The following is a 26,569-nucleotide window of genomic DNA, read 5'->3' on the forward strand; positions in this document are numbered from 1 at the left end:
GATAAATAGAATAAATAGTATGAAAACTAAGAATACTAGTGAGGAGAATTTATGGATATTCGAGAACTGCAACATTTCATGGAAGTAGTTAATCAAAAAAGTTTCACAAAAGCAGCAGCCGCAATTCACTTGTCTCAGCCAGCATTAAGTAAAATTGTAAAAAAACTAGAAGAAGAACTCGGCGTAGATCTTTTTGATCGCTCTACTCGAAAGCTGACGTTAACCGATGCAGGACAGATTGTGTATGGGCAAAGCCAAAAGCTGGTATCCACTCTTCACGAGCTGCATGCTCTGTTAGATGATTTACGAAATCTCCCTACAGGAGATATTAAAGTAGGAATTCCTCCTTTAGTAGGGACTGTTGTTTTCCCGATGATTGCAAAAAACTTTACATCAAAACATCCTCAGGTGAAATTAGAGCTTGTGGAGCTTGGCGCAAAGCGAATTGTCGAACTTGTAGAAAACGAACAAGTAGACCTTGGCATTATCGTGTTGCCTATTCAAAACCCTCTTTTTCACGTCTATCCGTTTATTGAAGAAGAGTTTAATTTATACATTCATCATGAGCATCCGCTGGCAGCTAAATCAATCGTTGCTTTGAGCGAGCTTAGAGAAGAACCTTTTGTCCTATTCAGCAAAGATTTCTCTCTTCATGATCGCATTATTCATGAGTGCATTCAAGCGGGTTTTCATCCAAAAATAGCGTACGAAAGTTCTCAATGGGACCTAATTATTGAACTAGTCGCTTCTGAATTAGGTATTGCAATTTTACCAAAGTCCGTGTTTCCAAAGATCAATAACCCTTTTATTAAAAGTATTCCAATTGCCGCACCTACTCCAATGTGGGAGCTCGGCATCATTTTGAAAAAAGATCGCTATATGTCATATGCTACACGGGAACTTTTATCCTTTCTCGTCGACCAAGATATCATTTTACCGTCTCATACGATGTCAGCAAACTCTTAACAAAAAAGCCTCTTCTTTCATTAGGAAGAGGCTTTTAGTCATCTTTTATATCTTTCTTCAATCTTTTTTGTCTTGCGATCAACTAAAAACAAGTCAGCAAATGGCGACTTGTTTTACAGCTGCTTTTTGAATAGCACACCTTTTTTTAAATGTACTCCCAAAGCTTCACGATTGGCCATAAACACTCCTATTAAAATAAGAAGGCCTCCGCCAATAATAGAAGGCGTAATAGCTTCATTTAAGACTACATAGCCGATTAACACCGCGATTAAAGGAGATACATACAACCAAGTAGATGGAAAAACCGGATTTGTTTGGGCGATGAGCCAATAATATAAGCCGTGTCCAGCAATTGAACCAACAAAAATTAAATATACAATAGACCATACTGCGTTTCGAGGCATAATAGTTGAAACATGGATCTGCTCTGTACATAAAGATAGCACCAGCAGAAATATTCCCCCGTAAAACATTTGAATACCGTTAATTAAAAATGGTGACACTTCTTTTAGTTCATTTAACAAGGCTTTCGAATAATTGCTGCCTATGCCGTAAAATACCTCTCCTACTATGATAATGATACACCCTAACGTCCACGAATAAGACATAGTGGCTGTCACATTTGGAAATGAAATGCAAATAACACCGGTAAAAGCCAGAAGCAAAGCCAATAACTGCTCTTTTTTTAATTCCATTTTTCTTTGCATCACTTGAATAAGCAATATTATCATTGGGCCAGTAGCAGATAAAACAGCTGCAAGACCCGATGTCACATGTTGTTCTGCCCAATAGAGCGTTGAAAATGTCATAAAGGTCAAACAAAACCCTACCATCATCACTTTTTTTGAAAATAATAACGAGCGTCGAACGTCTTTTTTATATGCAAAGTACGAGATTACTAAGATTCCTGCTAAAAGAAAGCGAGTTCCGGCTGAGAAAAGTGGAGGCATTCCTGCTTCAATCCCTAATTTAATAGTTAAAAATGTCGTGCCGAAAATAAAACAGATAAGTACGTAATTAATAATAATCATATATCTTCCTCCTTTAAATATGCCACGAGTATAAAAGAAAGGAAGTATAACAGTAAAACCTTGACTATAACAGTTGCTGTTTTTCCAGTTGCGCCCATGCTTATTTTGAGGTTAACTAAAGAAAAAGAATAGTTAGGTGACACAATGAGATTTAATGTACATAAAAAATCTTCTACCCCCATTTATCAGCAAATCTATGAGCAGATTCGTTATCGCATCCAAACGAGCATGATAAAACCTGGTGATCAGCTCCCTTCTTTACGCAAGCTATCACAAGAGTTAGAAATAAGCTTATTAACGGTACGAAAAGCGTATCAGCTCTTACAAAAATCAGGATTAATCGTAATACAGTCAGGAAGAGGAGCTTTTGTTAAAGGGGTTACTAAAGGTTCTTCCAAGGTATTAAATAATTTTTCATGGCAAGATGAATTAAACGTAAATATCACGCGCTCTCAGTATAGCTTAAATCGTGATCGTAAATATTATGATTTCTCTCAGGCTATTCTTTTCCCTCGTCTCCTTCCTAATCAGTTTTTAGCGCAAGAAATGCAAAGTCTGTTACGTACCAATGAGCTTGTTTTAGCCACATACGGTCCAATTCAGGGAGATCGTGAGCTTCGCATAGAGCTTTCTTCTTATTTACAGAGAGAGCAAGGAATAAAAGCTGATCCTCATGAAATTATGATTACAAGTGGCGCTCAGCAAGGTATTGATTTAATTGCTCAAACGCTTTTAAAGCCAGGGGATACGGTTATAGTAGAGAGTCCATGCTACGGAGCTGCAATTGATGTCTTCACCAATAAAGGTGTTAACGTCATTTCAATTGAACTAGATGAAGAAGGAATACAATCTGATTTAGTAGAAGAAGTCTGCCAAAAAATAAAGCCTTCGCTTTTGTACGTGAACCCTTCTTTTCAAAACCCTACAGGTATACTAATGAGCAGACAGCGTCGCAAAGAACTAGTTGATTTGGCCGAATTGTATCACTTTTTTATTGTTGAAGATGATTCGTTTGGAGAGATTTATTTCGATGATATATCGGTGCCTCCACCGATCAAAACGTTTGATAAAAATGGGCATGTTTTGTTCTTGAAGGGGTTTAGTAAAACCTTGGCTCCAGGACTTCGAATAGGATTACTTTATGCACAGGGTTCTGTATTTGATTGGCTATATGCGGTTAAAGCACTGATGGATATTGGTAGTCCCTTACTAACTCAAAAAGCCGTGCTAGCTTTTTTACGCACTGAGCGAATGAAACATCACATGGAAAAACTGAGGACCGCTTTGCAACTGAGAAGAGATCATGCAAGCGATCTGCTTTCGTCTCTTTCCGAGTCCGTTCAATTCCAAGTTCCTAAAGGAGGATTCAACTTATGGTTAAAACTGCCTCAAAAAGTAAACACATTTGAGTTATTAAAAAAAGCCCAGGAGCACAATATCTGCTTTTTACCTGGTGAAGCTTGTTTTGTTCATAGACCGCTTCATGCTTACATTCGAATAAGCTATTCCCTCCTTAGTGATACTGATTTGAACACAGGACTTCAACGTCTTAACGCCATTCTTTCAGCTGAAATATAAAAAGATTCTTTAATAGATGTTTAATTGTAAGAAAAGAAGTGTATACAGAAAGAGGAGAAGAATAACTTTCTTCTCCTCCACTCTTTTAACTGACATTTTTATTCACAGCAATAATTTCACTCAGGTTATTCATATAAATAATTTGATCACCAAACGTTCTATTTTTCAAAGCAGCCGTATGGTGCGGCTTCATGCCAATAATATAGCATGTGATACCCATGAGATAGAAGGACTGCATAAAGCCTGCAAAAGCTTGAATTCCTTCGGTCGTTAATATATCTAGTCCTCCAAAGTCAAATAGAAGCGTGGTGTAATTTCCTTCATGCGCAAAGTTTTGCAAAATGGACGTATTTTCAGCTACAAGATCTGTATCTAAGTCTCCAAAAAGAGGTATAAGTCCTACTTTAGAGGATAACTTAATAAAAGAAGCGGACAATTGCTTGATTTTCTGTAATGATTTTTCAAGACGTTCTTTTTGTTCAAGGAGTTCAAAATCTGTATCTGCTAATCGTTTCCGATGGTCTTGAACAAGACTCGTTAACTCTTGTATACGTTCATCTTGGCGAATACAAACTAAATGACCTATATCGCTATCCCATTGAATTAAGCATTCAAACAGTGAATAAGGCGAATCATTGGTTTGCATCACGAGCTCTACTTTCTGAATAGCCTGGCCTCGGCTTTGGACAAGCGTTTGCTCATCATGGGGTTCGTCTACAGACAATTCTCGAGAATCTTTTTGGCGCAAGCTTAAAAACTTTCTTGCCTTTTCTTGACTAAATACGTCTACAAGATCTAAAAAATTAGCTGAAGGCTTAAATGAATGACCTGATTGTTGCGACCATTCCAAAATATTAAATTCAGTATCCACTAAAAAGTAAGGAATTGGAACATATTCAAGCATCGACATTAACTTCCACTCCTTTGTGATAACTGAGTAACCAGTTATTTAGTTGGTAAAGATCCGGAATTAGGCGTGTATGCTCAGAACAGTAAGAACGGAAATCAATTTGAGAAACTAAGCGCCCTCCTACCATTACCGTTGGTCTTGGTTCTAATTTGTCCAAAGTTTTGGTGTATTCAGCAAGCCTCTCAATATGATAAGGGATGCTGACAGATAATCCTACCATGTGCGGCTTCCATTCTATAGCCATTTTCTCAGCGTATTCCAGAGGGAGATTGGCCCCTAAAAAGCGAGTATTCCAACCATGTTCCTCAAACAATAAAGCCACCATCTTTAAACCAATGAAGTGCTGTTCTTGTTCCAAGCATAGAAGCAGTGCCCTTGGAGCGGTGTCTGAAGCGTGTCCCTGAATTTTTTTATAAAAGCGATAGCGAGTTAGCACATAATCACATGTCGTAGTTGCAACATGCTCATCAGCTACAGAAATGATATTTTCTTCCCACATATCTCCAGTTACTCGCATTGCGGTTGTAATTAAATTTTCATAAATATCTAGGCTGTTCTTTCCCTGTTGGATTTCTTCCAGCACAATTTCCCAAGCGCTGTCTTGATCACCAGCTAATAAATAGCCTACAAATTTTTGTACTTGAGATTTCATTGTTTCACCTCAGTAAACGTAAAGCTTTTAAGAAACTTGAATAAAAGCTTCTCGTCTCTCTTTTTCAAGATCGCCTAAAATGTATACCACTTTTAGACTAACACATGTTGCCAATAGCAACAACATAAAAATAGAATAATAACTTTTTATTTTACTACACTCAGTAAAATATGACTAGTATTTCTCTAAATATTCTCCTTTCCCTTTTATTTATGAAAAACACCTCGGCATTTTGTACCGAGGTGTTTTTCAAGTTGTTATCATTTCGTCGGCTAAAAGAATGTAAGTGTGTCTCTTTTTCTTTTATGCATCTTTCCTTTTTTCCACTTTCAATAGACTTTCAAACATATGTATTTATGACTCTTCTGCTCCGACCATAATACTGATAAGATAGAGCGTTGTCATAACTGAGCCGATTGTATTGCATATCAAATGAATATATTGGCTGGTCGCCATAAACAAGTATAAGCTTAGCGACAGCAGCACCGTTCCGAACAAAAAAGACCATTTAAATAATGACAGTGGCCGGTTAAACTTTAGACGCAAACAAAAAATAAGAATAAAGCCTACTAGCGCCATCACAAAGAAACTAACATTAAATAAATTGATGGTTATCACGTTTGTTCACACTCCCTTTGCCCCTGAAACTATTATAACATATTTTTCCTTATCTTCATTCTTTCTCTAGGAGCACACGCGTCGAAAATTGTTTTTTTAATGTGTTTATGTCACAATATTTTTATAAAAATTCCAAGGAATGAGGGAATGCATTGACTACACCTGAAGCTCAAGATTCAAAATGGTCCATTTTAAATAAAGCCCTTCATAGCTCACAATCTGGCATTATCGTGACAGACCCTTCTTTGCCTGATAACCCAATTATTTACCTCAATCAAGGGTTTTCCCTTATGACCGGCTATAAGGAAGAAGAAGTATTAGGAGAAAATTGCCGTTTTCTGCAAGGGCCTCTAACAAACCCGCACCACATTGATGAAATTCGCAGCGCTATTAGCCGCAATCAATCAGTCTCTGTTACGCTCGTTAATTATCGAAAAGACGGCTCTTTCTTTCATAATCAGCTAACGATTGACCCGACATATATAGAAGAAGAAGATAAATACTACTTTATTGGTGTTCAAAAAGATGTAACAATAGAGATTACAGCCCAGGAACAGTTACAGCAAGCTTTGGAAGAAGTTGAAAGGCTATCCACCCCTATCGTGCCAATAGAGGAAGGAATCTCTGTTCTTCCATTAATCGGAACGTTAAACGAACGGCGTATAGAAATGCTATTTAATAGCTTCACCTCGCATAACACAAGCAGCAAAGATCGTTATTTAATCCTAGACGTCTCAGGGTTAGCGCGATTTAATGATTCATTCGGCCGTGATATTCTTAATATTTACAATTGGCTGAAGCTCATGGGAACTCAGCTTGTTTTAACAGGAATTTCTCCTGACATGGCCATACATATGAGCACTATGGAAGATGATATGTCCTTTATTTTAGTCTATCAAAGCATTAAAGATGCCTTACCCAAGCTAAAGCTATAAGCACAAGAAGTGGTTCTTTATGAAAAATAGGTAAAATGCATGAATATGGTAGTCAAAAAATGTTTATTTTTTAATAAATTGGGTTTGAGAGTATACAGTTAGGGAAAACAAGGCGTATAGGAAAATAAATGCGCTTCATAATGGATTTATTTATAAGCATCCTCACTCTAGATCAGGGGATGCTTTTATGCCTTTATTTATTAAATCAATTAGACTATACATATATAAGGAGAGTCTTCATGCATAAAAATCAGGACTTATATCATTTTTTCAAAGAACATTCTCTTCAGTTAACCGAAGACTGGTACAATCAGCTCGACGATGAAAATGAGTTCTCTGTCTATTCGAGTAAAAATCCAGCAATTGTTAAAGAACTGAAGCAGCAAAATCAAGATTATTTTCAGCATTTATTTGACGTATTTATAAGAGATGAGGAGTATTTTTTTTCAGATTTTCAGCAGTGGTCGATAGAACTAGCGCGTGATCCAAAGCATTTAAGTACGCCTCTTCACTTTATTATTCGAGAATATTTTAATTCACAAAAAATTGCCGTTAATTACTTAAAGAAGTTTATCTCTTTGCATTCGAATGAGGTAAGCGTAGATAAGATATTTATGTGGTATGACATTATTGTTAAAGCTTTTGATCTATCTATTTATATCTTTATTCAAGAATATCATAAAAATACGCAAGAGCAGCTGAACGCTCAGAAAGAGTTAATTAATGAATTAAGTTCTCCTGTTATCATGCTTCAAAATAAAGTTGCACTTCTGCCTCTTGTGGGGGATATTGGAACGGTCAAAAGTCAGTTTATTTTAGAAAACACGCTTCAGCAATGCTCGGAAAAAGGCGTTGAACATTTATGTATTGACCTGCTCGGGGTAGCTACGATTGATACGATGATGGCACAAGAGATTTTTAATTTGGTAAAAGCTCTTCGTTTAATTGGTGTGCAAACAATTTTATCTGGAATTCGACCGGAAATTTCTCAAACTGCCATTCGTTTAGGGCTTTCATTTGAACATGTTAAAACTACTTCTTCTCTTGCACAAGCACTTAATTCTATTGGTTAAGCATATGGCTCTCTATTACAGCATAGAGAGCCATATCTATGGTGTTTCAAATTTTACTGGGGTGTAGTAGACACGCCCAATTAACTTTTTCCCTTTGCTATCTTTCCAATCTGCTACGAGTATATACCGATCACTGTCACTGTGAGAGGCAGAATCTACTGTAATAGCAGATGTTTTTTTTATGTCCTTTTTTTCTACTATGTTTTCATAAATAGACTGATTACGAATTTGTTTGTAATAAAGGGCATTAGGTTTTTTACCATCTATTTTAATGGACACTTGACCACCTTCAGAGACAGGAATACTATTTTTCATAACAATTTGTCGAAAATTTTTTCGTTCGCCAAAATCAGCTTCACATTCGGTCCAGCAAAAGAATAAGGGCTTGATGATGGCTTCTTTGCCTTCCGCTATTATTTTTATAGCGGGTGGATAAGAATCTTCAAGCGTTTCAGCTGTAGGAACCTGACATGCGGCTAATGAAAACAAACTAAATAGGATAATCACCACTTTCTTCATACTATGTCCTCCCTTTTTTGTAAACGTGGTGCACGTAAGCGAGTGGGTGCATAATATACTCTTTCGCCTGCAACCAAAAGATTCCTTTTATAATCAACAAAAAAACAGCTGCCTATTTGTTTAGACAGCTGTTTTGTTCTATTTACTTAGCATGCTTATTTCTTTTTTCATATCTTTTTCTACATATTCCATTAAATCAGATACGTAGGTTTGAAGCGGTTTTGTTGCGTCTTTGTGATCATTCATCGTTAATTCATAGATGCTATCGATATTATCAATCATCAGTTCCATATCATCGATGACGCCCGTATGCTTATACATCGTTTTCATCGTAGGATCAAGGGAAGCTAATTCATTATATTCATAGTTTATAGTATTTGAAATATCATCGAGTTCATTAATAAATTGCTTTTTGTTTTTTTTTTCGGCCATAAGCTGATTATACTCTTTAAAAGCAGTTTGAAGGTTTTTCTGAGAGGCAGTCAATACTTTCAGCTGTTCTCGTCCTAAATAATAATCATAAATACTAGTAACAGTAAAATATCCCCCAAATGTGAGCGCGATTCCGACAACCAAACCTATCCAAAACGTGCTCGTTTTAAAAAAATGTTTCATAATGACTCCTTTTATCTGTGTTCTATGTACAACACTAGCTCATGCTGCTGCTTTTTCCTAGGATACACCAAAAACGAAGTGGAAGCTACACTTTTTTAAAAATTTGTCGAAATTTGTCTCTTTTCTCACAAACTGCAGCACATTACGTTCCATCTCTATTTCTCCATCTGTATACATCAAATTCGTTAACCGCTGTAAAACCAATTTTTTCATAGGCTGGCTTTCCTGCACTTGTAGCATGCAAAATACACGTATCCGCATGTTTTTTTGCTTCAGTAAGAACTTCCTTCAAATATGCGGTGGCCAGGCCTTTTCTCCTCATATGTCTAGCTGTAGTGATACAATACAAGCCCGCTGTACCGTCATAAAAAAAGAGAGACCCAGCTACAGCTGGCTGGTTGTGATAAAGGCCCAGATATAACTGATATTGGTCAGCGTGTTGCATAAGCTCCCTAAACCTTTTAAGAAAGTCAGCTTGATATTCTTTTGGTTTTTGATAGCCGTCTATGTATACCGTTATCCATTCTTTCAATTCAGCTTCTGTGTGCACTCGCTTACATTGAAACCCTTCTACTCCTGTATGTATGTATTCTTTTTCTTGAATGAGCTGAATCATTCCGATCCATTTTTCATAAGGAACAAATCCATTTTTATGAAGAACTGGCCCAAGGTTATCATATGAAGATGGGCCGACGATCCATAGAGGTTCCTCCCCTTCCGAAGAGCATATCCCTAACGCAGGCTCAATATGACGGGTTCCTGCATATATGCCGCGATTGTAAGGAGATGCAGAAATCCATTTAATTTCTGACGTATCCACCTTCACAGATTTCTTCGTATGCTGAAAATACATCCAGTGCTGAATCAAGTGCTGTTCTACTATATCGCTTTGATTTTTTATTTTCACTTCATGTCTCCTTTCTCTTCTAAACTATGTTCCGTTTTCTATTATATACTAGTTAGTCTATTTTCTATGACTCTATCGTAGTTCTTAAATCCTTTTACAAGTTTTTTTATTTTTTTTGCTATTCTATGAATAGTTTTCTTTTAAGTGGGGTACTAACCTATATAAGCAATACATCATTAAAAAGGAGGATGATATTTATGTCATTTTTATGGGCACTTATTGTAGGTGGTATTATTGGGTGGCTTGCCGGATTAATTACGGGAAGAGACGTTCCAGGAGGTATTATTGGTAACATTATTGCCGGTTTTATCGGTTCTTGGTTAGGTTCAGCTATCTTTGGAAGCTTCGGACCAGTTGTAGGTGGATTTGCTATTATTCCTGCTATTATCGGATCAATCATCTTAGTGTTAATCGTAAGTTTCATTATGAGAAAAATGCGTGGCAGTCATAAACATGCCTAATAAATTATTATATTAGAAAAAGAACCTCTGTTGAAAAAGAGGTTCTTTTTTTATATGAAAAATTCTTAAAATTTACTATTTTTAATTTCATAATATTGAAAAATAAACCTATTAATGTTAATTTAACCATAATCACTATAGAAAAAAGAGGAATTAACATGCTGCTTTCAACCCACTCAAAAGACAAATCCATGTACCAAATACTAATAGAAGAAATCGAACAGACACGAACGTTAATGATTCAAACGGCTGTCCGTGAAGGAATGACAAGTCCTAACACACTTCAAGTTAGTCAATCATTAGATGCTTTATTAAATAAGCTTCAAATTTTTTTCTACCAATAAAAGCCCATGATATGGTTACATACTCATGGGCTTTTATGTTGTATTAGTCCGCTTGATTAACGTGTTCCACTGCTTGGTGAAGGCTACTGAAAGTCGTAATGTCAGCCAAATCTAACCCTAAGTTTACCATCGTCTGAGCAATTTCAGCCCGAATCCCGCTTAAAACCACTTGAATTCCTAATAATCTTAGAGCACCGATTACTTTAAAAATTTGGTCCGCTACCATCGTATCAATAATTGGAACCGCGTATAAATCAATAATCAACCAATTTAGCTTGTAGTCGCTGCCGTGTTGAAGTGCATTTTCCATTAGAATTTGAGCGCGATTTGTATCTAAATCGCCAACAAGAGGAATCACGCCAATTTCTTTCGTAATGCGTACCACAGGAATTGAAAGTTCATCAATTGCATAGCGAGCCGATTGGATTTTGTTTGCAAAGTCGGTCATATATGATTTACTAACCCAATGTACGGCCTTATCTACTACTACGTTAAAACGAGAAATAACTTGATAGAAGGCATCAAACGTAAACGTTTCAGTTTTTGCTTCTTCTTTAATAATTTCCCCGATAAGATTTCGGTAATAGCTGATTTCTTCCAATGCTACATCCAAAGGAAGCTGAAGGACAACGAGTAAATTCGCTACTTCTCTTCCCCACTCCTCAAGCACTTCAAAGTTTTTTGTATCATTTGTTGAGACAGAATCAGCATATATTTGAATTAAATGAACGCGCCACGGTTCTAACTGTTGTTGAATATCTTTTTCTTCATATCTTTTTTGTTTTGAGAACTCTTCTTTTTTTTCTAGAATTAAATTCGTAATGTGTTTAAGCTTTTTATCTAATAATAATGACTCCATATTGTTCTCCCGTTAAAAATTTGTTTACTTAAAATGATATCACAAATACCGTTAAAAAAAGTAAAACTAAGGGAAAAAGCTTTAAAAAATGAACCGGATGTCCCTTTTTGCGAATAGAATGAGCTAAATTGAATCTAAAACGTACATAAGCTGAACTTCTCTCCTTCCTTTTATCGTTACTTTCACAGTGAATTCTCATACATAACTCTTCAGTTTAATGTTGCGCTATCTTGGCATATATGGTAAATGGATGAAAAAATGTAAAAGGGTTTGCAGCAAGCATGTCGCATGACAGGATGTGTTTTAGGAAAGAATGAAAAGGAATTCCCTATAAAAAGGAGGTTAGGTATATGTCATTTATTTGGATGCTTATTGTTGGAGGACTTATCGGCTGGCTTGCTGGTGTGTTAACGGGACGAGATGTTCCAGGTGGAATTATCGGAAACATCATCGCTGGTTTCATTGGAGCATGGTTAGGCTCTCTAATTTTTGGAGATTTCGGTCCAGAGATCGGCGGATTCGCAATTGTTCCTGCTATTATTGGTGCTGTTATTTTAGTCTTAATTGTGAGTTTTGTTTTACGCAAAATGCGCGGAAATAATAATCATCGACATGCCTGAATAAAAAAGAGAAATCAGCGTCTTGATTTCTCTTTTTTCCTTACTTCTTGTAGCAAAATGTTTTAACAATGACGTACCTGTAAGTGTAATTCTTTATTGCTACATTTAATAATTGCCGCTTGTCACCTCTCACATTTAATACTTCTACACCCTCATATCAAGCGCGTTAGTAATGAGCAGCTTTGGACCTTCGAGATATATCGGTGAAGATAGCTTCGATATGAACAAGTGAAGTTTTAGCTTTCATTGGACATTGTTGTATAGCTGCTTTCTATTTCGGCTCTACTAATTCAATAAATGATCTTGCTTGTTTGCCCTTTAACTGTGCGTAGTGTGTATCTGTAGCTAATTCAACGGTTTCGTTTTCTAAGTTGACCCACATGCGATAAGATTGTACCTTTATATCCTTTTTTGTTTCCACCGGTTCAAAGTGAAGAATGTAGTTAGGTTTTCGAATCATTTCAGCTTTTTCTTCTCTCCATGATACATCTTTTAACCACTGCTGCACTTTCTGCACTTGATTTTGGTCTTTCATTTTAACCGCATGGCCATATTGATTATCGGCTATGTATTTTTCGATTACGAGCTTTTGTTCAACAGTACCGCTTGAAGCACTGCTTTGCTGACATCCTGTTATCACCCAACAAATAGCAATGAGAACAACTAATCCAGACCATACTTTTTTCATTTACATCTACCTTTCTTTGTGTAATTGAAATGAGATGTTCTTGCTGAATGATGCTACCAGCTGCTCGTTTTTAAATCTCTTTTTGCATTCTCCTTTCTTCATCTAAATCCCTGCTTCATTTGCTCAAAAAAACTGAATCCCCGAAAGGATCCAGTTTTTCGTTACAATTCGACATCTTCTATGACATGAACAGCGCGAATAGCAGCGTTTACTTTTGTATGTTGAATGCGCTCAGTCATTCAGCAAATGTCTTTATAAAAAAAACGGCTTCCTTATGGAAGCCGTTCTTTTTACTGACGATCAAACAATGAACTTCCTGCAATACCAGGGTTCGTCATTTCAAATGGATTTAAAATAAGATCTAATTCTTCTTCTGTTAACACATCGTATTGAAGGCAAAGCTCACGAATTGGTTTTCCTGTTAAAATCGCTTCACGCGCAATACGCGATACGACTTCATAGCCTAAGTGAGGGTTAACAGCTGTAATAATCCCTACGCTTTTTTCTACATATTCTTTCATGCGCGTTTCGTTTGCTTCAATTCCTGCTAAACAGTGATCTGTAAAGCTTCTGAAACCGTTGTTCATGATGCTGATTGATTGAAGCAAGTTAAATACAAGCACAGGTTCCATGACGTTAAGCTCCATCTGACCTGCTTCTGAAGCAAGAGAGATTGTTTGGTCATTTCCCATTACTTGAAACGCAATTTGATTGATTAATTCAGCCATAACCGGGTTTACTTTTCCTGGCATGATTGAAGAACCAGGCTGACGAGCAGGAAGGCTGATTTCTCCTAGACCTGCACGAGGTCCAGAGGCCATTAAACGCAGGTCATTTGCAATTTTAGACATATTCGTCATACAGATTTTAAGCGCTGCAGATACTTCTGTATAAGCATCTGTATTTTGAGTAGCATCTACTAAATGCTCTGCATGCACAAGCGGCAGACCACTGATATCCGCTAAGTGTTTGACTACATTTTCAATATAGCGAGGATCTGCATTTAAGCCTGTTCCAACAGCTGTCGCCCCCATATTTACTTCATGCAAGTGGTCACGCGTTGCGCTGATACGCTTAATGTCGCGCGCTAATACGCGGCTGTATGCTTCAAACTCTTGACCAAGACGAACGGGTACAGCATCTTGAAGGTGCGTACGGCCCATTTTAATTACATGATCAAATTCTTGCGCTTTTCGTTTAAACACATCATGCATGTCATTCATTGTAACAAGAAGTTTATTTAATAAGTTCAGCGTTGAAATATGGATAGCCGTTGGAAATACATCATTTGTTGACTGAGACATATTCACATGGCTGTTAGGACTTAATTTACCATATTCCCCTTTATTATTTCCCATAATTTCAAGAGCACGGTTCGCAATAACTTCATTGGCATTCATATTCATTGATGTTCCTGCTCCGCCTTGAATAGGATCAACAATAAAGTATTCATGCCACTGACCTGCTAAAATCTCATCAGCAGCTTGAACAATTGCATTTCCAATACCTTCATATAAGCGCTTTGTATCCATATTTGCAAGCGCTGCCGCTTTTTTCACAATAGCAAGCGCTTTAATCATTTCTTCATGTACTTTATAACCCGTAATCGGAAAATTTTCTACGGCACGTGCGGTTTGTACACCGTAGTATACGTCTGCTGGGATTTGTTTTTCTCCTAGAAAATCAGCTTCTGTACGATATCCTGCTGTTTCTTGTTTCATAGCTGTACCTGCTTTCTTTTTTAATTAATATCTTCTGCAATCGATGTTTCCATTATCTTTTTAACTTGGTGAGGATCTTTGGTTTGTCCGAGCACCCACATTAATTTAGGAACAATGGCTTCTGTGTTCATGTTTTTTGAGCGAACGACGCTGTCATGATTAATCATTCGGCCTACTTCATAAATGCCCATGTCTTCTCCTTCTTCAAGACACTGAGTCGTAATGACAACGGATACACCGTGGTTTGTTAACTCAACAAGCTTGGCTAAAATGTTACGAACTTGAAATGGAATGCCTCCACTTCCATAGCTTTCAACAACAACGCCTTGATATACATCCTTTAATCCATCGAAAAATTCGGGTTTAATGCCGGGAAACAGTTTAACAACCGCTACATCCGTACAAAGAGATGTATTAACCACCAACTCTTCTTTACTAGAGCGAACGGATTTTGTATATTCCACCGTATTATCATGGATAGACGCCACGTATGGATAATTAATGCTTTCAAATGCATCATAGCTTTTTGTACGAAGCTTAATTGCTCTTGTACCTTGAATCACACGACCGTCAAAGACTACATAAACTCCGCCTGTTTCTTCACATGCAAAGCGAATCGCATCTGCAATGTTGCGCTTCGCGTCCGTTTTACTAAATGAAATAGGAATTTGAGATCCGGTAATCGCAATTGGTTTTTTAGAATGCTGAAGCATGTAAGAAAGAGCTGCCGATGTGTAGGCCATTGTATCAGTTCCATGGGTAATAACAAAACCATCGTATTCATTATAATGCTCTTCAATCGCTTTTGCCATCTCTATCCAACATTCTGGCTGCATATTTGTACTATCAAGATTCATAAGAGATTTGCTGTCAATTTGACAGTGTTCATTTAAATCAGGTATGTAGCTTAGTAATTGATCTGGCTCCATTCCAGGAACAAGTCCATTTTCACCTTCAAGTGAAGCGACCGTTCCACCAGTTGATAACAATAATAGTTTTTTCAAAACCGACATCCCCTTTGCTTAATTTTTGTAAAAAAACCTGACAATCTATCAAATAAATTATATTCATTTCGCGTACTTCACCTGTAATTATAGTAACCAAAAATCAATAAATCAAGAGAAAAATTATTCGTTTCGCGTACACTTTTCTCTGCAGCAATGATATAATGAATAAAAATGTAAAATAGCTCACGGTTTGATTACAAAGATCTGCACGCGAGCTGAATGCCTCGGTTTTTTACATACTACACCTACAAAGGAGCGTCATGAATGTTAAGCAGATTAGCTCAACTCAGGAAAGAAAAAAAATGGTCTCTTCAATATACAGCTGACCAGCTTGAAATTGCTAAAAGCACCTACGCAGGATACGAATCTGGCTATCGTCGTCCTTCTCTTGAAGCACTCGTTACAATCGCAGAACTATTTGATACATCAACAGACTACTTGCTAGGTAAGCAAAAAGAACCTCACTCTCTTTCAGATGCACCCATCGAATTAACATCGCCTCAAACCCATACGATTACGGTCGACGGTGCGGAACTATCTCAAGAAGAAATTCAGCAGCTGACGGCTTTTATTCGTGCTAAAAGACAAATTGAAAAAGAAACTGCACCTTCTTCAATTTAAAGAAGATTAGAAGCAGGGTGCTTCTAATCTTCTAGCTGCATTTCTAAATACCCTACTACTTCTTTTGTTATTTCCTCTTCTGTTTCTTCCAGCAGCTCTCCGGTTATCTTGCTGCCTGGGAGCTTCCTCGAAGAACGGATGCCCCAAAACGTGCGTACACAGTGCCAGATAGGAATAAAAAGACTGTCTAAAAACTCATCTTTTTCCAAAATACCCACTTGAATAGTGGTGTGGTAACCGGGCTGAAAAGGATTTTCCCCTTCACGGATCACACCTACAGAAATCTCTATCCCTTTTTTTTCAAAAGCTTCTTTATATTGTGCATATATTGATTTGAGAAGTTCTTGCATAGATCTTTCAACTGTATGTATATGTTGTTCTAACTGCGGCGTAAATTGTTTTGCGGTGTATTCCATCTATCTCCCTCTTCTTTCGGTTCCCTATCCCTTATTTTAGCGACTTTCATTTTATTGTATCATAAGAAAAGCTTTTATCTGTCTAGCAGAAAACCCCGCTTTTTTATAGAAAAGCGGGGTTCATACGTACCTTTACGAGCAATAGCTTACATTGCTTTGTCTTGTTTAGAAGATGATTTTAATTTTTTATTTTTAGTTGGATCTGGCTCATTAGAAGACATGATGATGTTTCCTTCGCCGTTGCACACTTTGCACTTTATAAATCCAAATTTCTTACCGGCTCCTTGGCATTGTGGACAAACATATCGAATTGGCATAAACTGTACCTTCCTTCTTTCTAATTTATACCTGCGCCTTGAAAGCGCCTGTGGCTAGTTTATAATTTTATTATAAGTTGTACAATCCACCCTATCAAGACGTGCCAAATTGCACATCTTTAATGGCAAGAAATCCTCCCTTTCTAAAATTCACCTGAAAAATGAGTCGATAGACAGGAAAATTTCTTTTCTTGTCAAAAGGCAATACGTCAGAGGAAGTTTCTTATTGGATATAATTAGCGATTGTTTGCGCTGAAAATTTTGCTTTTTTTCGCGAAGTTATAGGTTAAACAACCGTTTTATCTCGGATTTCTTTTGAAATGGTTACGTCTTTCCAAAGCTGTTCGTATTTATAACCCGTTAAACTTTCACAAACCGCTTTCGCTTCAGGAGTAACGTCTTTCGCTCGGCCTCCCTTTTTTCTTCTTTGAATTTCAGTTAATAAGATTTTGTGATTTTCCGGACTTATTTTAAACCATATAGTTGCGATAATTCCAGCGAGAATCAAAATAGCAGGTACAATCATGAACAGCTTTTGCAAGCCGGCTAGCGTAGACGCTGACTGCTCGGCGTTTGGTACATAGCCAATATTCTTTAAGGCAACACCAACCAGAAAAATCGCAAGCGCCTGAGAAGATTTTCGAATAAACGACATCAGCCCTGCATACACGCCTTCTCTTCTTTTTGTCGTAATCATTTCATCTACATCTGATACGAACGGCAGTACATTCCATGGAATCATAATCGCTCCAGAATGACCGCTTCCTAAGAAAAATGCTGCTAAGTAAATAAGAACTAAAGAGCTGTCTGTTGTTAGGAAACTGAATAAAACAATGCCCGTTCCCCAGATGATCATGCTGAAGTTATAGGTTAATTTATTTCCTAACTTAATGGCTATGTATGTAACAAGAGGAATAAATAGCACCTGTGTAATTTGCACAAAGCTTAGGGTGTCTGCATAAATAGCTTCGCGCAGCATGTAATAGGCAATAAAATAAAAGAAAAGAGCATTAAATACATCCATTGCAATGTAAGATGCTAAGTACATGGCAAGGTACACGTTAAACGACTTATTTTTAAATGCACTTCCAAAACTGATAAAAAGCTGCTTAAATTCTAACCAAAATCCGTTTTTCTTTTTTCGTTCCACTACTTCTCCGCTATCCCAAGTTCCTTTATAGACAAAAATCCATGGAAGAGCAAAAAGAAGACCAAAGATAATGCCCATGATTAAATATCCTTGTCCACCTGGAAACGCATCAATGATTCGTTTTGGAAAGAAAGCGCCTAAAAATGAAGCGCCTTGTGAAAAGACCATGCGTATTCCCGTCATTTTCGAACGAATGCTATAATCTGTCGTCATCTCTGCTGCTAGCGTATTATAAGGAACCATGACCATACCAAACGCCGTGTTAAATAAAAGATAGGCTAAGATAAAATAGGTGTATTTGAACATATGCGAGCCTTCAATAGGAATCCACAGCATAGTGAACGTGATGGCAACTGGAATGATTCCAAAAAGAAAAAAGACTCTTCTTCGTCCTTTTTTTGTCTGAAGATGATCAGATATGTACCCAATGGTTGGATCTAACAAAGCATCCCACACTTTTCCAAGAGCTACAATCGTTCCTGCTTCTACAGGAGAAAGCCCGACTACATCCGTTAAAAAAACCATAAATAATGTGCCGATAATAAAAAAGGATCCTCCGCCAAACAAATCCCCAAATCCATACGCTACCATATTACGAAAGCGCACTTGTTTTGTTTTCCCTTGCATATGCAGCCCTCCCCCTGAGTAAATAGACTAGCTTCCTTTGTTATTCACTTTTTTCTATTTTACTAAACTACCCCTTGAAAAATAAGGAATATGTCACCTTTTCTACTCAAAAGAATAAGATACTTCTTGGTCATATAAATAGAAAAAGGGCTGGGTAAACCTTTCTTTTTTATCCTCTATTATAAGTTGACTTTTTTTTCACAGCTGTTATAATTCAACCCATCTCTTGTTATTCAACTATAAAAGGCAAACTTGAACATTTGACATCTGAGCTGTGACGAATAAAATAATAAGTATGAAACCTATTGATATCTTTAAAGCATTATCTAATGAAACTCGATTAAATATATTGGAGTGGTTAAAAGAACCTGAAAAGCATTTTAAAGACAAACAAGCACATTTGCCTAAGGAGGTCAGCAGCAGAGGCGGTGTTTGCGTGGGAGATATTCAGGAAAAAGCTCAGCTGTCTCAGTCCACAGTGTCCAGTTATCTTTCCATGATGCAAAAAGCAGGTTTGTTAGAGTCAATTCGGCACGGTCAATGGACATACTATCGCCGAAACGAAGAAACGCTTCAAGAGCTTTCTTCATTCTTACGAAAAAAACTTTAACGAGTTTTTTTCACTTATTATATCTATTTTTCTAGATATATAAATATAGAGAAATATTGGAGTGATAAACGTGAAGTTGTTGGTTTATTTGATTGCGGTTCTAGGCGGCGCTGCTTTAAGTATGGAAGGCGCTATTGCCGGAGAACTTGGAAAAACAGTGGGGAAACTTGAAAGCAGTTATTATATTTTTATCATGGGAACACTCATTTTAGGTCTGACCACTTTATTTGCTGGAAAAGGAGATTTACCTTACGTCTTAAAAGCACCTAAGTGGAATTTAACCGGCGGTTTATTAGGTACGGTGTATTTAACAATTCTAGTGATTAGTATCCCCTTTATCGGAATTGGCGTTTCAATGGTTGCTGTTATTGTGGGCCAAATGATTACAAGTATGATCATTGAGCATTTTGGTTGGCTTGGCAGCAGCGAAATTAAAATTAACAAAGAACGCGTAATGGCTATTGTATGTATGGGAATTGCGCTTGTACTTATTTTCTAGGAGGGTTTTACGATGAGTTTATTGATGGTGATACTTACCTTAATAGGAGGATTAACGCTAAGCGCTCAGTCTTCTATTAACGGCACACTAAGTAAAAAAACAGGTACGTTTGAAACAGCTTTTTTAACCTTTGCAACAGGTGCCATGACTTTAACAATTGTTGTCGTATTCTTTGGTCAAGGAAACATTCTCTCGGTTTTCGATGTCCCTAAATGGCAGCTTACCTGCGCTTTATTCGGAGCATCTTATTTATTTCTAACGGTTTTAGCTGTACCTAAAATTGGTGTAACAGCAGCTAATATCTCAACTGTTATCGGTCAGTTATTTGCAAGTATGATTATCGACCATTTTGGCTGGTTTGGAAGCAAGGAAGTACCCTTTGATCTATCTCGCTGGATTGGTGTAGCATTTATGTTATTAGCTCTTTATTTTATTTTTAAAGGCAATAAGAAAACAGCAGCATAAAATATTCATGAAAATAGCCAAGTGCCCCTATGTAAAGGCGCACTTGGCTATTTTTTGTACGTAAACCGCATTTGAATTTTCAATCAATTATTTAGAACATATTTTATTTAAACTAAATTGATTTTAAATAAGGTAAATTCCACAAAAAAAATTGTGCATACCTTCCTGCCTTTGTTCAAAAGATAAAGAGGCAGATCTAGAAAATCAGCTACATAAACGAACAGGTAAGGTGGGTTTTTTCGTGGGAAAATTTTTATTTTTAGCAGCATTTGTCTTTTTTTGTTTTACGCTTTCCATTTCCGCAGAAGAAAATATACCAGAAGAAAATATAGAATCACACGTAAGTCAGCCTGTTGTAAAAGATTTTATTTATCAATCTCTTGAACCTTGGGTACATCAAGATATTACTTCTCATTATGAGAAGGTTTACGGTAAACAGCATAAAAAAGTAAAAGTTCGCCCTATTAAAAAAGATGATATCGGGATACAAATGGGTGAAATACAGCCCGGTAAAGGCGGTAAGTTCACTCATATTGTGCGGGTGAAAATTTTAAACTTAAAAGTAAAACCTGAAGGAGAAGATGAATTTTTTGCAACGGATACGCTTATTTATAAAGTGAATATCAACAAACTTTCTGCTGAAAATGATGTAGAAAACGTCGTAAAACTACTCGAGTATAAACATCAAGAAAGATAAAATTCCAACTCTCCCCCCTTTTGAAGGTATTTATTCCTCTATTCAAAAGGGGCTTTATTATGAAGTGTGTTTTCTCTTCACATATTTAGGGAATATAATTATCACTTATCCCCTAATTTTTTCATATTGCTAGTGCATAAGGTATGAACTTGATAACTTTTTGTCGGTTTTTATCTATTTCTGTAGGGTTTCCTGTAGGATGAAAAAGAAAGTAAAGCGCTTTAATTATCGTGACAGAAAGGTTGAGGATAGCTGTCCTGCGTAACTGGAAATCAATAGGTATTAAGAACTGCATACAACGACAAAAGTTGACAACCAAAGATTTCAGAATAATAATAATAAAGCAACAATGTTTACAACAGTGTTTAAATGAAAGACTTATTTTAAATGAAAGGTGTTAGTCAGATGAACAATTTACATCGAAGAATGGGAACATTCGCGTTAACCATGACGGGACTTGGATCAATTATTGGTTCCGGCTGGTTATTTGGAGCGTGGCGAGCAGCTCAAATTGCAGGGCCGGCTGCTATTTTATCATGGGTCATTGGAATGGTCGTTATTTTATTTATTGCACTTTCTTACAGTGAATTAGGATCCATGTTTCCCGAAGCCGGCGGGATGGTCAAGTATACGCAGTACTCACACGGTTCGTTTATTGGTTTTATCGCTGCTTGGGCAAACTGGATTGCGATTGTATCCGTTATTCCAGTCGAAGCAGTAGCTTCTGTACAGTATATGAGTTCGTGGCCTTGGAAGTGGGCACAGTGGACAAGCCACCTCGTAGAAAAAGGAACGTTAACTGGCGAAGGATTAGCTATCGCTACTGTGCTATTGATTATTTACTTTTTACTGAATTATTGGACAGTTGGACTATTTTCCAAGGCCAACTCGTTAATCACTATTTTTAAAATTGTTATACCGGGACTTACAATTGGAGCACTTTTATTTGTCGGCTTTCACGGCGAGAACTTCACTTCTGGAAGCAGCATCGCACCAAACGGCTGGGCTAGTGTGCTAACAGCTGTTGCTACATCTGGAATTGTATTCGCTTTTAACGGCTTTCAAAGCCCTATTAATATGGCTGGAGAAGCAAAGAATCCTGGAAGATCTATTCCAATTGCGGTTGTAGGCTCAATTTTAGTGGCTACAGTCATTTATTTGCTTCTTCAAATTGCTTTTATCGGTGCGGTAAACCCTTCTGATATTGCGAAGGGATGGAGTCATTTAAATTTCAACTCTCCATTTGCAGATTTAGCCATTGCCCTTAACATTAACTGGCTTGTCATTGTACTGTATGCAGATGCGTTTGTTTCACCATCTGGAACAGGTATTACGTATACGGCTACTACTGCTCGAATGATTTATGGTATGGAACAAAATAAATATTTGCCAAGTGTTCTAGGACGCCTTCATCCTATTTATGGTGTTCCGCGTCAAGCCATGTTTTTTAACTTAGCTGTTGCTCTTGTCTTTTTGTTTTTATTTCGGGGCTGGGGCGTGCTTGCTGAAATTATTTCAGTCGCTACGCTTATTTCTTACATTACAGGTCCTGTTACAGTTATGACGCTAAGACGAACTGGAAGCGATTTATATCGTCCCCTTCGTTTAAAAGGATTAAGCATTATTGCGCCGCTCGGCTTTATTTTTGCTTCATTAACGCTATATTGGGCGCGCTGGCCGCTAACTGGACAAGTTTTGTTTATTATTTTAATCGGCCTGCCTATTTATTTTTATTATCAAGCAAAGGCTAAATGGAAAGGCTTTCGACAGAACTTCAAAGGCGGCGTATGGATGGTTGTATACTTACTTTGTATGATGACTATTTCATGGCTTGGAAGCGAAAAGTTTGGGGGCCTTAATGTCATTAAATATGGATGGGATATGGGAATTATTGTTGTTGTTTCTCTTCTCTTCTACACATGGGCTTTAAAAAGCGGCTTTAAAACGGAGTATTTAGAGAATGGAAGAAAAGTAAATGACGACTTAAAAGCAGCAGCGGCTGAAACAGCCGCTTCCAAAGAGTCATAACAAAAGCACCTTGCTCATGCAAGGTGCTTTTTAGTGAGCAGTTCTAACTTTTTTCAGCACGTCTTCGATCGTAATTTGATCTAAATGCCTGATTACGCTTTGCTCACTCTCTGTAAAAATGTCGTCCATCACTGTTTGAATGTTTGATTTGACAATACAGTCAGCGTCAGGGTCGCCGCTGCACCAGTGAGGCTTCAGCGTTCCTGTCGATATAACCCGGTAAATCAATCCAAGACTTATTTCAGCAGGGCTGCAGCCTAAAGTATAACCGCCGCCTAGCCCTTCTTTTGTCCGAACCAAGTTGTTTTTTCTGAGTGTACTCATTATTTTCCGAACCCGTGCAGGATTGGTACAGATGTTATAAGCAATCGATTCACTGCTTGCTCGGTGATCTGGTAAATTTGCTAGGAACACTAAGCTGTGCACGGCAATGGTAAATTCACTGTTCATCTTCCATAAACCACCTTTTTTCTTTCTCTACTGTAACGTTAAGTGACACAGTTGGAAAAGTCAAGAGAGCAAGGAGGGAAAGAAGAACTGTAGCTTTATTTATTCACGGTCTTCTTTTTCTATACTTTCTACTTCATTAGCTGAGTTGATTTCAAGGTATACCGTCTTTTCTTTTAAACTGCCCTTTTCTTCTTTTTCAAAGTCTGTGCTTTTTTGATACGTTTTTTTGCCGTTTGGAACTTTTACCGTTATATGTTTGTTACTTTCTTCTATAAAAACACCTACAATTTTACGCTCGTCTCCATCTTGTTCATAAACGCCATTTTTATCTGCTTTTGCTTTTGGAGTTAATTCAATACTAGTTGCTTCTTGTTTAGCTGCGTCAATTTCAGCTTCTACTTCTTTATTAATCATATCTTTTAGCTGTGAGCCTTCCACTTCCATCCCAGAGCTTTTTGGTACTTTAACGAGTTGATCATCGATATTCAGCGTTATTTCTTTTTCAGCGTCTTTTTTTAACGTACCGATCAAGTCAAAATCTTCATCTTTCCCTTTTTTAATGTCTGGGTCACTCGAATACTGCTGTAGCTTTGTCAATTCTTGACGGTCTTCAATTGGTTTTTCCTCTGCTTTATGATTATCAGATTTTGTTTTATTAGCTGGTTCACCTGAACAAGCTGCCGCACTTCCAATCATACATATAGCGATTAAAGACAGGGTTCCTTTTGTTAGCTGTTTTTGCATAGGTATTCTCCTTTTTCTTTTTTATTTCCACCTTTATACATATGTAAAACAAAAAAAGTGAGACATAACTACATACAGGAAACCTACGTTCATTCTACTCGTGAAAAAATCCGAACAGATTAAATTCTCTTTCAAGAATCAAACCCGTTCGGATTTTCTTTTAACTAAAACACTTTTGTCCTAGCCTCTTTTTTAAAGCTGCTGTTGCTTCAGTATATGATTTGCTTCTTCTAAGTAAGTCACATACGCCTGTACTTGTTTATCACCGTAATTATCTAATTCAAACAGCGCTTCTTGTATAAAATTAAAATTATCAATAATATGCTGTGTTTTCATGCCTCGGCTTGTGAGTAAATTGTTTAACCATAAGGCGTAGTCCGTAAAAATTTGCAGGTTGTCTAACTTATATGTTGTCTCAAGATACTTCATATGATAATGATTATCTTCATGGCATCTTTCTTTGCCGCGCTCTCCGAATTTTTCGAGCAAAGAAGGTTCTAACTCGTAGATTTTATCCGTTACTCTTTCGACGATCTTATTAACGGGAAGTGAACTCATCGTGCCACCACTTTGTACTGGGAAACTTTTGGGATGACGGCTGCCAGTTCTTGATCAGGGTATTTTTTCTCTAAATCATGAATACGCTTGAAATCTTCGCTTCGTACCCAGGTTAAATAATTCTCTTTCGTATCAAATGTAAGCTGAACGGTGAGCTCCCCTGCTCGCTTATCGTTTTGAAGAAGTAGAAAGTCTACAAATCCTGGAGCCTCGTCGACTGATTTTGAACGATTTTTATAAATTCCAATCACTTCTTCAGCTTTTTCATCCGGTACATTAAATGTTGAAAATACGGTGTACATCTTTGTTCCTCCCTTTATGATACAAAACCTGGGTTCTTTTCTCTTTATTGTACATCATATGGGAGATGAAATGGTGTTACGTTTAGATTTCACAGCGGTTACAGCAGATTTTTAAAACAAAAAGCCCTTTGAAACAGCGTTTCAAAGGGCTTTTTTACCGTTATTAGTTTTCGATTTTTGTTAATTGTTCTGTATGTGTTTTTACACGTGCTGGATCAATTGTAATACGGGCAACGCCTGAATCCATTGCCGCTTTTGCTACAGATTCTGCTACAGCTGGCGCTACGCGAGGATCAAATGGTCCAGGGATAACGTAATCTGCGTTTAGCTCTTCTTCTGTAATAAGGGCTGCAATTGCTTCAACAGCAGCTTTTTTCATTTCTTCATTGATATGAGTAGCGCGAACGTCTAACGCACCGCGGAAAATTCCAGGGAATGCAAGAACGTTATTTACTTGGTTAGGGAAGTCTGAACGACCTGTTCCAATAACAGCCGCTCCTGCTTCTTTTGCCGCGTCTGGCTTGATTTCTGGATTAGGATTTGCCATCGCAAAGATAATTGCATCTTCATTCATTGATTTAACCATCTCTTGAGATAATGCATCTGCTGCAGATACGCCGATAAATACATCTGCGCCTTTAATTACATCGCTTAGCGTACCGCTTTCTTTGTTTACATTTGTATAAGAAGCCACTTCCGCTTTTACTTTGTTCATACCTTGAGGGCGTCCTTCATAAATAGCACCTCTTGTATCACACATAATCATGTCACGTACGCCGTAAGAATAAAGAAGTTTTGTAATGGCAATGCCGGCAGCTCCTGCTCCGTTTAAGACGATTTTTAAGTCTTCCATTGATTTGTTTACAATTTTTAATGCATTTACAAGTCCTGCTACCGTTACGATTGCTGTACCATGCTGATCATCATGGAATACAGGAATATCTACTTCTTTTTTCAAGCGCTCTTCAATTTCAAAGCACTGTGGAGCTGCGATATCTTCTAAGTTAATGCCTCCGAATGTGTGAGCCATTAATTTTACAGTTTCAACAATTTTATCTGTATCTGTTGTATCAAGTGCAATTGGGAATGCATCTACGCCTGCAAAGCTTTTAAATAAAATTGCCTTTCCTTCCATAACGGGAAGTGAAGCCGCAGGTCCGATGTTTCCAAGGCCAAGAACAGCGGTACCATTTGTCACAACGCCGACCATGTTTCCTTTCATTGTGTAATCATACACCGTTTCTGGATGTTCATGAATTTCTTTACAAGGTTCTGCTACTCCCGGAGAGTAAGCTAAGCTTAAATCTTGAGCGTTTTGAACTTCAACTTTTGATTTAACTTCTAACTTACCTTGTTTTTCTTGATGCATATGTAGTGCTTGATCACGTAGTGACATAATTGTATTCTCTCCTTTTTTTCTATACATTTAAATTTTTTAATGAATTTATTTAACACTTGCTTTTTATCTCCATAATTGTAAGACAACCTGACCGAATAAATTCACAGACAAGTGCCATTATGAAACAAGGAACATAAAAAGTAAACTATCTTGCTTGAATGACTTCTGCGCTTGTTTAATTT

Annotated in this window: 32 protein-coding genes; 13 read left to right on the forward strand and 19 right to left on the reverse strand. The window is 37.3% G+C overall.

Features of this window, described 5'->3' with window-relative positions; genetic code table 11:
* Positions 1–51: 51 nt before the first annotated feature.
* Positions 52–966, forward strand: a complete 915-nt coding sequence (locus AC1DEF_RS12985; protein ID WP_013083830.1) for a LysR family transcriptional regulator — start codon at positions 52–54, stop codon at positions 964–966.
* 113 nt (positions 967–1,079) lie between these two features.
* Here AC1DEF_RS12985 and AC1DEF_RS12990 read toward each other — a convergent pair whose 3' ends face one another.
* The gene (locus tag AC1DEF_RS12990; protein ID WP_097825234.1) at positions 1,080–1,997 is read right to left on the reverse strand and encodes a DMT family transporter; all 918 of its coding nucleotides are present in this window, start codon (positions 1,995–1,997) and stop codon (positions 1,080–1,082) included.
* 144 nt (positions 1,998–2,141) lie between these two features.
* Between AC1DEF_RS12990 and pdxR the strand changes: the two genes are divergently transcribed.
* The gene (gene pdxR, locus AC1DEF_RS12995) at positions 2,142–3,575 is read left to right on the forward strand and encodes a MocR-like pyridoxine biosynthesis transcription factor PdxR (RefSeq protein ID WP_097825235.1); all 1,434 of its coding nucleotides are present in this window, start codon (positions 2,142–2,144) and stop codon (positions 3,573–3,575) included.
* Between the two features lie 85 nt (positions 3,576–3,660).
* On the opposite strand, the gene AC1DEF_RS13000 is transcribed toward pdxR, so the two are convergent.
* The 3 genes from AC1DEF_RS13000 to AC1DEF_RS13010 form a co-directional block, all read right to left on the reverse strand.
* Positions 3,661–4,485, reverse strand: coding sequence for an STAS domain-containing protein (locus AC1DEF_RS13000; RefSeq protein ID WP_025751158.1), 825 nt, complete (start codon positions 4,483–4,485; stop codon positions 3,661–3,663).
* Positions 4,472–5,137, reverse strand: a complete 666-nt coding sequence (locus AC1DEF_RS13005; protein ID WP_034650750.1) for a cobalamin B12-binding domain-containing protein — start codon at positions 5,135–5,137, stop codon at positions 4,472–4,474. The genes AC1DEF_RS13000 and AC1DEF_RS13005 overlap by 14 nt, the downstream gene beginning before the upstream one ends.
* 354 nt (positions 5,138–5,491) lie before the next feature.
* Positions 5,492–5,755 (reverse strand): hypothetical protein, encoded by a 264-nt coding sequence (locus tag AC1DEF_RS13010; protein ID WP_097825236.1) that lies wholly within the window; start codon positions 5,753–5,755, stop codon positions 5,492–5,494.
* Positions 5,756–5,907: 152 nt separating this feature from the next.
* Between AC1DEF_RS13010 and ytvA the strand changes: the two genes are divergently transcribed.
* Both ytvA and AC1DEF_RS13020 read left to right on the forward strand, forming a co-directional pair.
* Positions 5,908–6,690 carry a YtvA family blue-light photoreceptor gene (ytvA, locus tag AC1DEF_RS13015; protein ID WP_318331183.1) on the forward strand — a complete coding sequence of 261 codons (783 nt, stop codon included), beginning with the start codon at positions 5,908–5,910 and terminating at the stop codon, positions 6,688–6,690.
* 239 nt (positions 6,691–6,929) lie between these two features.
* On the forward strand, positions 6,930–7,763 hold the full coding sequence (locus tag AC1DEF_RS13020; RefSeq protein WP_043981475.1) for an STAS domain-containing protein: 834 nt from the start codon (positions 6,930–6,932) through the stop codon (positions 7,761–7,763).
* A 36-nt stretch (positions 7,764–7,799) separates the two neighbouring features.
* On the opposite strand, the gene AC1DEF_RS13025 is transcribed toward AC1DEF_RS13020, so the two are convergent.
* The 3 genes from AC1DEF_RS13025 to AC1DEF_RS13035 all read right to left on the reverse strand — a co-directional run bounded on the left by AC1DEF_RS13025 (position 7,800) and on the right by AC1DEF_RS13035 (position 9,804).
* Positions 7,800–8,282: a hypothetical protein gene (locus tag AC1DEF_RS13025; protein WP_097825238.1), complete on the reverse strand. Its 483-nt coding sequence runs from the start codon at positions 8,280–8,282 to the stop codon at positions 7,800–7,802.
* Between the two features lie 138 nt (positions 8,283–8,420).
* Positions 8,421–8,897, reverse strand: a complete 477-nt coding sequence (locus tag AC1DEF_RS13030; RefSeq protein WP_176584180.1) for a hypothetical protein — start codon at positions 8,895–8,897, stop codon at positions 8,421–8,423.
* Between the two features lie 142 nt (positions 8,898–9,039).
* On the reverse strand, positions 9,040–9,804 hold the full coding sequence (locus tag AC1DEF_RS13035; protein ID WP_097825239.1) for a GNAT family N-acetyltransferase: 765 nt from the start codon (positions 9,802–9,804) through the stop codon (positions 9,040–9,042).
* Between the two features lie 197 nt (positions 9,805–10,001).
* On the opposite strand from AC1DEF_RS13035, the gene AC1DEF_RS13040 reads away from it, so the two are divergent.
* Complete coding sequence (locus AC1DEF_RS13040) at positions 10,002–10,265, forward strand: GlsB/YeaQ/YmgE family stress response membrane protein (protein WP_013083841.1); 264 nt, start codon at positions 10,002–10,004, stop codon at positions 10,263–10,265.
* A 158-nt stretch (positions 10,266–10,423) separates the two neighbouring features.
* Positions 10,424–10,609 (forward strand): aspartyl-phosphate phosphatase Spo0E family protein, encoded by a 186-nt coding sequence (locus tag AC1DEF_RS13045; protein ID WP_013057763.1) that lies wholly within the window; start codon positions 10,424–10,426, stop codon positions 10,607–10,609.
* Positions 10,610–10,652: 43 nt separating this feature from the next.
* On the opposite strand, the gene AC1DEF_RS13050 is transcribed toward AC1DEF_RS13045, so the two are convergent.
* Positions 10,653–11,468 (reverse strand): STAS domain-containing protein, encoded by an 816-nt coding sequence (locus AC1DEF_RS13050; RefSeq protein ID WP_043981472.1) that lies wholly within the window; start codon positions 11,466–11,468, stop codon positions 10,653–10,655.
* Between the two features lie 350 nt (positions 11,469–11,818).
* Between AC1DEF_RS13050 and AC1DEF_RS13055 the strand changes: the two genes are divergently transcribed.
* Complete coding sequence (locus AC1DEF_RS13055; RefSeq protein WP_043981471.1) at positions 11,819–12,088, forward strand: GlsB/YeaQ/YmgE family stress response membrane protein; 270 nt, start codon at positions 11,819–11,821, stop codon at positions 12,086–12,088.
* A 271-nt stretch (positions 12,089–12,359) separates the two neighbouring features.
* On the opposite strand, the gene AC1DEF_RS13060 is transcribed toward AC1DEF_RS13055, so the two are convergent.
* The 3 genes from AC1DEF_RS13060 to AC1DEF_RS13070 form a co-directional block, all read right to left on the reverse strand.
* Positions 12,360–12,776 (reverse strand): YhfM domain-containing protein, encoded by a 417-nt coding sequence (locus AC1DEF_RS13060; RefSeq protein ID WP_016764756.1) that lies wholly within the window; start codon positions 12,774–12,776, stop codon positions 12,360–12,362.
* A gap of 290 nt (positions 12,777–13,066) precedes the next feature.
* Positions 13,067–14,497, reverse strand: a complete 1,431-nt coding sequence (gene aspA, locus AC1DEF_RS13065) for an aspartate ammonia-lyase (RefSeq protein ID WP_013057771.1) — start codon at positions 14,495–14,497, stop codon at positions 13,067–13,069.
* A 20-nt stretch (positions 14,498–14,517) separates the two neighbouring features.
* A complete protein-coding gene (locus tag AC1DEF_RS13070) occupies positions 14,518–15,501 on the reverse strand; it encodes an asparaginase (RefSeq protein WP_043981468.1) in 984 nt (327 codons plus the stop codon).
* 267 nt (positions 15,502–15,768) lie between these two features.
* On the opposite strand from AC1DEF_RS13070, the gene AC1DEF_RS13075 reads away from it, so the two are divergent.
* Positions 15,769–16,125, forward strand: coding sequence for a helix-turn-helix domain-containing protein (locus tag AC1DEF_RS13075; RefSeq protein ID WP_097825240.1), 357 nt, complete (start codon positions 15,769–15,771; stop codon positions 16,123–16,125).
* 23 nt (positions 16,126–16,148) lie between these two features.
* On the opposite strand, the gene AC1DEF_RS13080 is transcribed toward AC1DEF_RS13075, so the two are convergent.
* From AC1DEF_RS13080 to AC1DEF_RS13090, 3 genes are all read right to left on the reverse strand, one after another.
* Positions 16,149–16,541 (reverse strand): hypothetical protein, encoded by a 393-nt coding sequence (locus AC1DEF_RS13080; RefSeq protein ID WP_097825241.1) that lies wholly within the window; start codon positions 16,539–16,541, stop codon positions 16,149–16,151.
* Positions 16,542–16,687: 146 nt separating this feature from the next.
* Positions 16,688–16,858 (reverse strand): hypothetical protein, encoded by a 171-nt coding sequence (locus AC1DEF_RS13085; protein WP_013057775.1) that lies wholly within the window; start codon positions 16,856–16,858, stop codon positions 16,688–16,690.
* 286 nt (positions 16,859–17,144) lie between these two features.
* Complete coding sequence (locus tag AC1DEF_RS13090; RefSeq protein ID WP_097825242.1) at positions 17,145–18,635, reverse strand: MFS transporter; 1,491 nt, start codon at positions 18,633–18,635, stop codon at positions 17,145–17,147.
* Between the two features lie 295 nt (positions 18,636–18,930).
* Here AC1DEF_RS13090 and AC1DEF_RS13095 point away from each other — a divergent pair, with 295 nt between their 5' ends.
* The 5 genes from AC1DEF_RS13095 to AC1DEF_RS13115 all read left to right on the forward strand — a co-directional run bounded on the left by AC1DEF_RS13095 (position 18,931) and on the right by AC1DEF_RS13115 (position 22,934).
* Positions 18,931–19,245: an ArsR/SmtB family transcription factor gene (locus AC1DEF_RS13095; RefSeq protein WP_013083854.1), complete on the forward strand. Its 315-nt coding sequence runs from the start codon at positions 18,931–18,933 to the stop codon at positions 19,243–19,245.
* A 70-nt stretch (positions 19,246–19,315) separates the two neighbouring features.
* Positions 19,316–19,744: a DMT family transporter gene (locus AC1DEF_RS13100; protein ID WP_097825243.1), complete on the forward strand. Its 429-nt coding sequence runs from the start codon at positions 19,316–19,318 to the stop codon at positions 19,742–19,744.
* Positions 19,745–19,756: 12 nt separating this feature from the next.
* Positions 19,757–20,209: a DMT family transporter gene (locus tag AC1DEF_RS13105; RefSeq protein ID WP_097825244.1), complete on the forward strand. Its 453-nt coding sequence runs from the start codon at positions 19,757–19,759 to the stop codon at positions 20,207–20,209.
* 241 nt (positions 20,210–20,450) lie between these two features.
* Entirely contained in the window at positions 20,451–20,906 is a 456-nt protein-coding gene (locus tag AC1DEF_RS13110) for a hypothetical protein (RefSeq protein ID WP_255255816.1), read from the forward strand.
* Positions 20,907–21,311: 405 nt separating this feature from the next.
* Entirely contained in the window at positions 21,312–22,934 is a 1,623-nt protein-coding gene (locus AC1DEF_RS13115) for an APC family permease (RefSeq protein ID WP_043981464.1), read from the forward strand.
* Positions 22,935–22,964: 30 nt separating this feature from the next.
* Here the strand turns inward: AC1DEF_RS13115 and AC1DEF_RS13120 are convergent, their stop codons facing one another.
* From AC1DEF_RS13120 to ystJ, 5 genes are all read right to left on the reverse strand, one after another.
* The gene (locus AC1DEF_RS13120; RefSeq protein WP_013057782.1) at positions 22,965–23,384 is read right to left on the reverse strand and encodes an Rrf2 family transcriptional regulator; all 420 of its coding nucleotides are present in this window, start codon (positions 23,382–23,384) and stop codon (positions 22,965–22,967) included.
* Between the two features lie 99 nt (positions 23,385–23,483).
* Positions 23,484–24,128 (reverse strand): hypothetical protein, encoded by a 645-nt coding sequence (locus AC1DEF_RS13125; protein WP_043981463.1) that lies wholly within the window; start codon positions 24,126–24,128, stop codon positions 23,484–23,486.
* A gap of 192 nt (positions 24,129–24,320) precedes the next feature.
* Positions 24,321–24,686, reverse strand: a complete 366-nt coding sequence (locus AC1DEF_RS13130; protein ID WP_043981462.1) for a hypothetical protein — start codon at positions 24,684–24,686, stop codon at positions 24,321–24,323.
* Positions 24,683–24,988, reverse strand: a complete 306-nt coding sequence (locus tag AC1DEF_RS13135) for an antibiotic biosynthesis monooxygenase family protein (RefSeq protein WP_097825246.1) — start codon at positions 24,986–24,988, stop codon at positions 24,683–24,685. The genes AC1DEF_RS13130 and AC1DEF_RS13135 overlap by 4 nt, the downstream gene beginning before the upstream one ends.
* A 163-nt stretch (positions 24,989–25,151) precedes the next feature.
* Positions 25,152–26,384 carry an NADP-dependent malic enzyme gene (gene ystJ, locus AC1DEF_RS13140; RefSeq protein ID WP_014459372.1) on the reverse strand — a complete coding sequence of 411 codons (1,233 nt, stop codon included), beginning with the start codon at positions 26,382–26,384 and terminating at the stop codon, positions 25,152–25,154.
* Between the last annotated feature and the right edge of the window lie 185 nt (positions 26,385–26,569).

The organism is Priestia sp. 10L35, from assembly GCF_056395685.1.

Coding starts and splice junctions, on each gene's coding strand:
- AC1DEF_RS13030 (WP_176584180.1), bottom strand. CDS start 8,897: ATGAAACATTTTTTTAAAACGAGCACGTTTTGGATAGGTTTGGTTGTC.
- AC1DEF_RS13050 (WP_043981472.1), bottom strand. CDS start 11,468: ATGGAGTCATTATTATTAGATAAAAAGCTTAAACACATTACGAATTTA.
- AC1DEF_RS13025 (WP_097825238.1), bottom strand. CDS start 8,282: ATGAAGAAAGTGGTGATTATCCTATTTAGTTTGTTTTCATTAGCCGCA.
- AC1DEF_RS13000 (WP_025751158.1), bottom strand. CDS start 4,485: ATGTCGATGCTTGAATATGTTCCAATTCCTTACTTTTTAGTGGATACT.
- AC1DEF_RS13105 (WP_097825244.1), top strand. CDS start 19,757: ATGAGTTTATTGATGGTGATACTTACCTTAATAGGAGGATTAACGCTA.
- pdxR (WP_097825235.1), top strand. CDS start 2,142: ATGAGATTTAATGTACATAAAAAATCTTCTACCCCCATTTATCAGCAA.
- AC1DEF_RS12990 (WP_097825234.1), bottom strand. CDS start 1,997: ATGATTATTATTAATTACGTACTTATCTGTTTTATTTTCGGCACGACA.
- AC1DEF_RS13090 (WP_097825242.1), bottom strand. CDS start 18,635: ATGCAAGGGAAAACAAAACAAGTGCGCTTTCGTAATATGGTAGCGTAT.
- AC1DEF_RS13085 (WP_013057775.1), bottom strand. CDS start 16,858: ATGCCAATTCGATATGTTTGTCCACAATGCCAAGGAGCCGGTAAGAAA.
- AC1DEF_RS13075 (WP_097825240.1), top strand. CDS start 15,769: ATGTTAAGCAGATTAGCTCAACTCAGGAAAGAAAAAAAATGGTCTCTT.
- AC1DEF_RS12985 (WP_013083830.1), top strand. CDS start 52: ATGGATATTCGAGAACTGCAACATTTCATGGAAGTAGTTAATCAAAAA.
- AC1DEF_RS13020 (WP_043981475.1), top strand. CDS start 6,930: ATGCATAAAAATCAGGACTTATATCATTTTTTCAAAGAACATTCTCTT.
- AC1DEF_RS13125 (WP_043981463.1), bottom strand. CDS start 24,128: ATGCAAAAACAGCTAACAAAAGGAACCCTGTCTTTAATCGCTATATGT.
- AC1DEF_RS13135 (WP_097825246.1), bottom strand. CDS start 24,988: ATGTACACCGTATTTTCAACATTTAATGTACCGGATGAAAAAGCTGAA.
- AC1DEF_RS13080 (WP_097825241.1), bottom strand. CDS start 16,541: ATGGAATACACCGCAAAACAATTTACGCCGCAGTTAGAACAACATATA.
- AC1DEF_RS13095 (WP_013083854.1), top strand. CDS start 18,931: ATGAAACCTATTGATATCTTTAAAGCATTATCTAATGAAACTCGATTA.
- AC1DEF_RS13120 (WP_013057782.1), bottom strand. CDS start 23,384: ATGAACAGTGAATTTACCATTGCCGTGCACAGCTTAGTGTTCCTAGCA.
- aspA (WP_013057771.1), bottom strand. CDS start 14,497: ATGAAACAAGAAACAGCAGGATATCGTACAGAAGCTGATTTTCTAGGA.
- AC1DEF_RS13130 (WP_043981462.1), bottom strand. CDS start 24,686: ATGAGTTCACTTCCCGTTAATAAGATCGTCGAAAGAGTAACGGATAAA.
- AC1DEF_RS13060 (WP_016764756.1), bottom strand. CDS start 12,776: ATGAAAAAAGTATGGTCTGGATTAGTTGTTCTCATTGCTATTTGTTGG.
- AC1DEF_RS13115 (WP_043981464.1), top strand. CDS start 21,312: ATGAACAATTTACATCGAAGAATGGGAACATTCGCGTTAACCATGACG.
- ystJ (WP_014459372.1), bottom strand. CDS start 26,384: ATGTCACTACGTGATCAAGCACTACATATGCATCAAGAAAAACAAGGT.
- AC1DEF_RS13005 (WP_034650750.1), bottom strand. CDS start 5,137: ATGAAATCTCAAGTACAAAAATTTGTAGGCTATTTATTAGCTGGTGAT.
- AC1DEF_RS13055 (WP_043981471.1), top strand. CDS start 11,819: ATGTCATTTATTTGGATGCTTATTGTTGGAGGACTTATCGGCTGGCTT.
- AC1DEF_RS13040 (WP_013083841.1), top strand. CDS start 10,002: ATGTCATTTTTATGGGCACTTATTGTAGGTGGTATTATTGGGTGGCTT.
- AC1DEF_RS13045 (WP_013057763.1), top strand. CDS start 10,424: ATGCTGCTTTCAACCCACTCAAAAGACAAATCCATGTACCAAATACTA.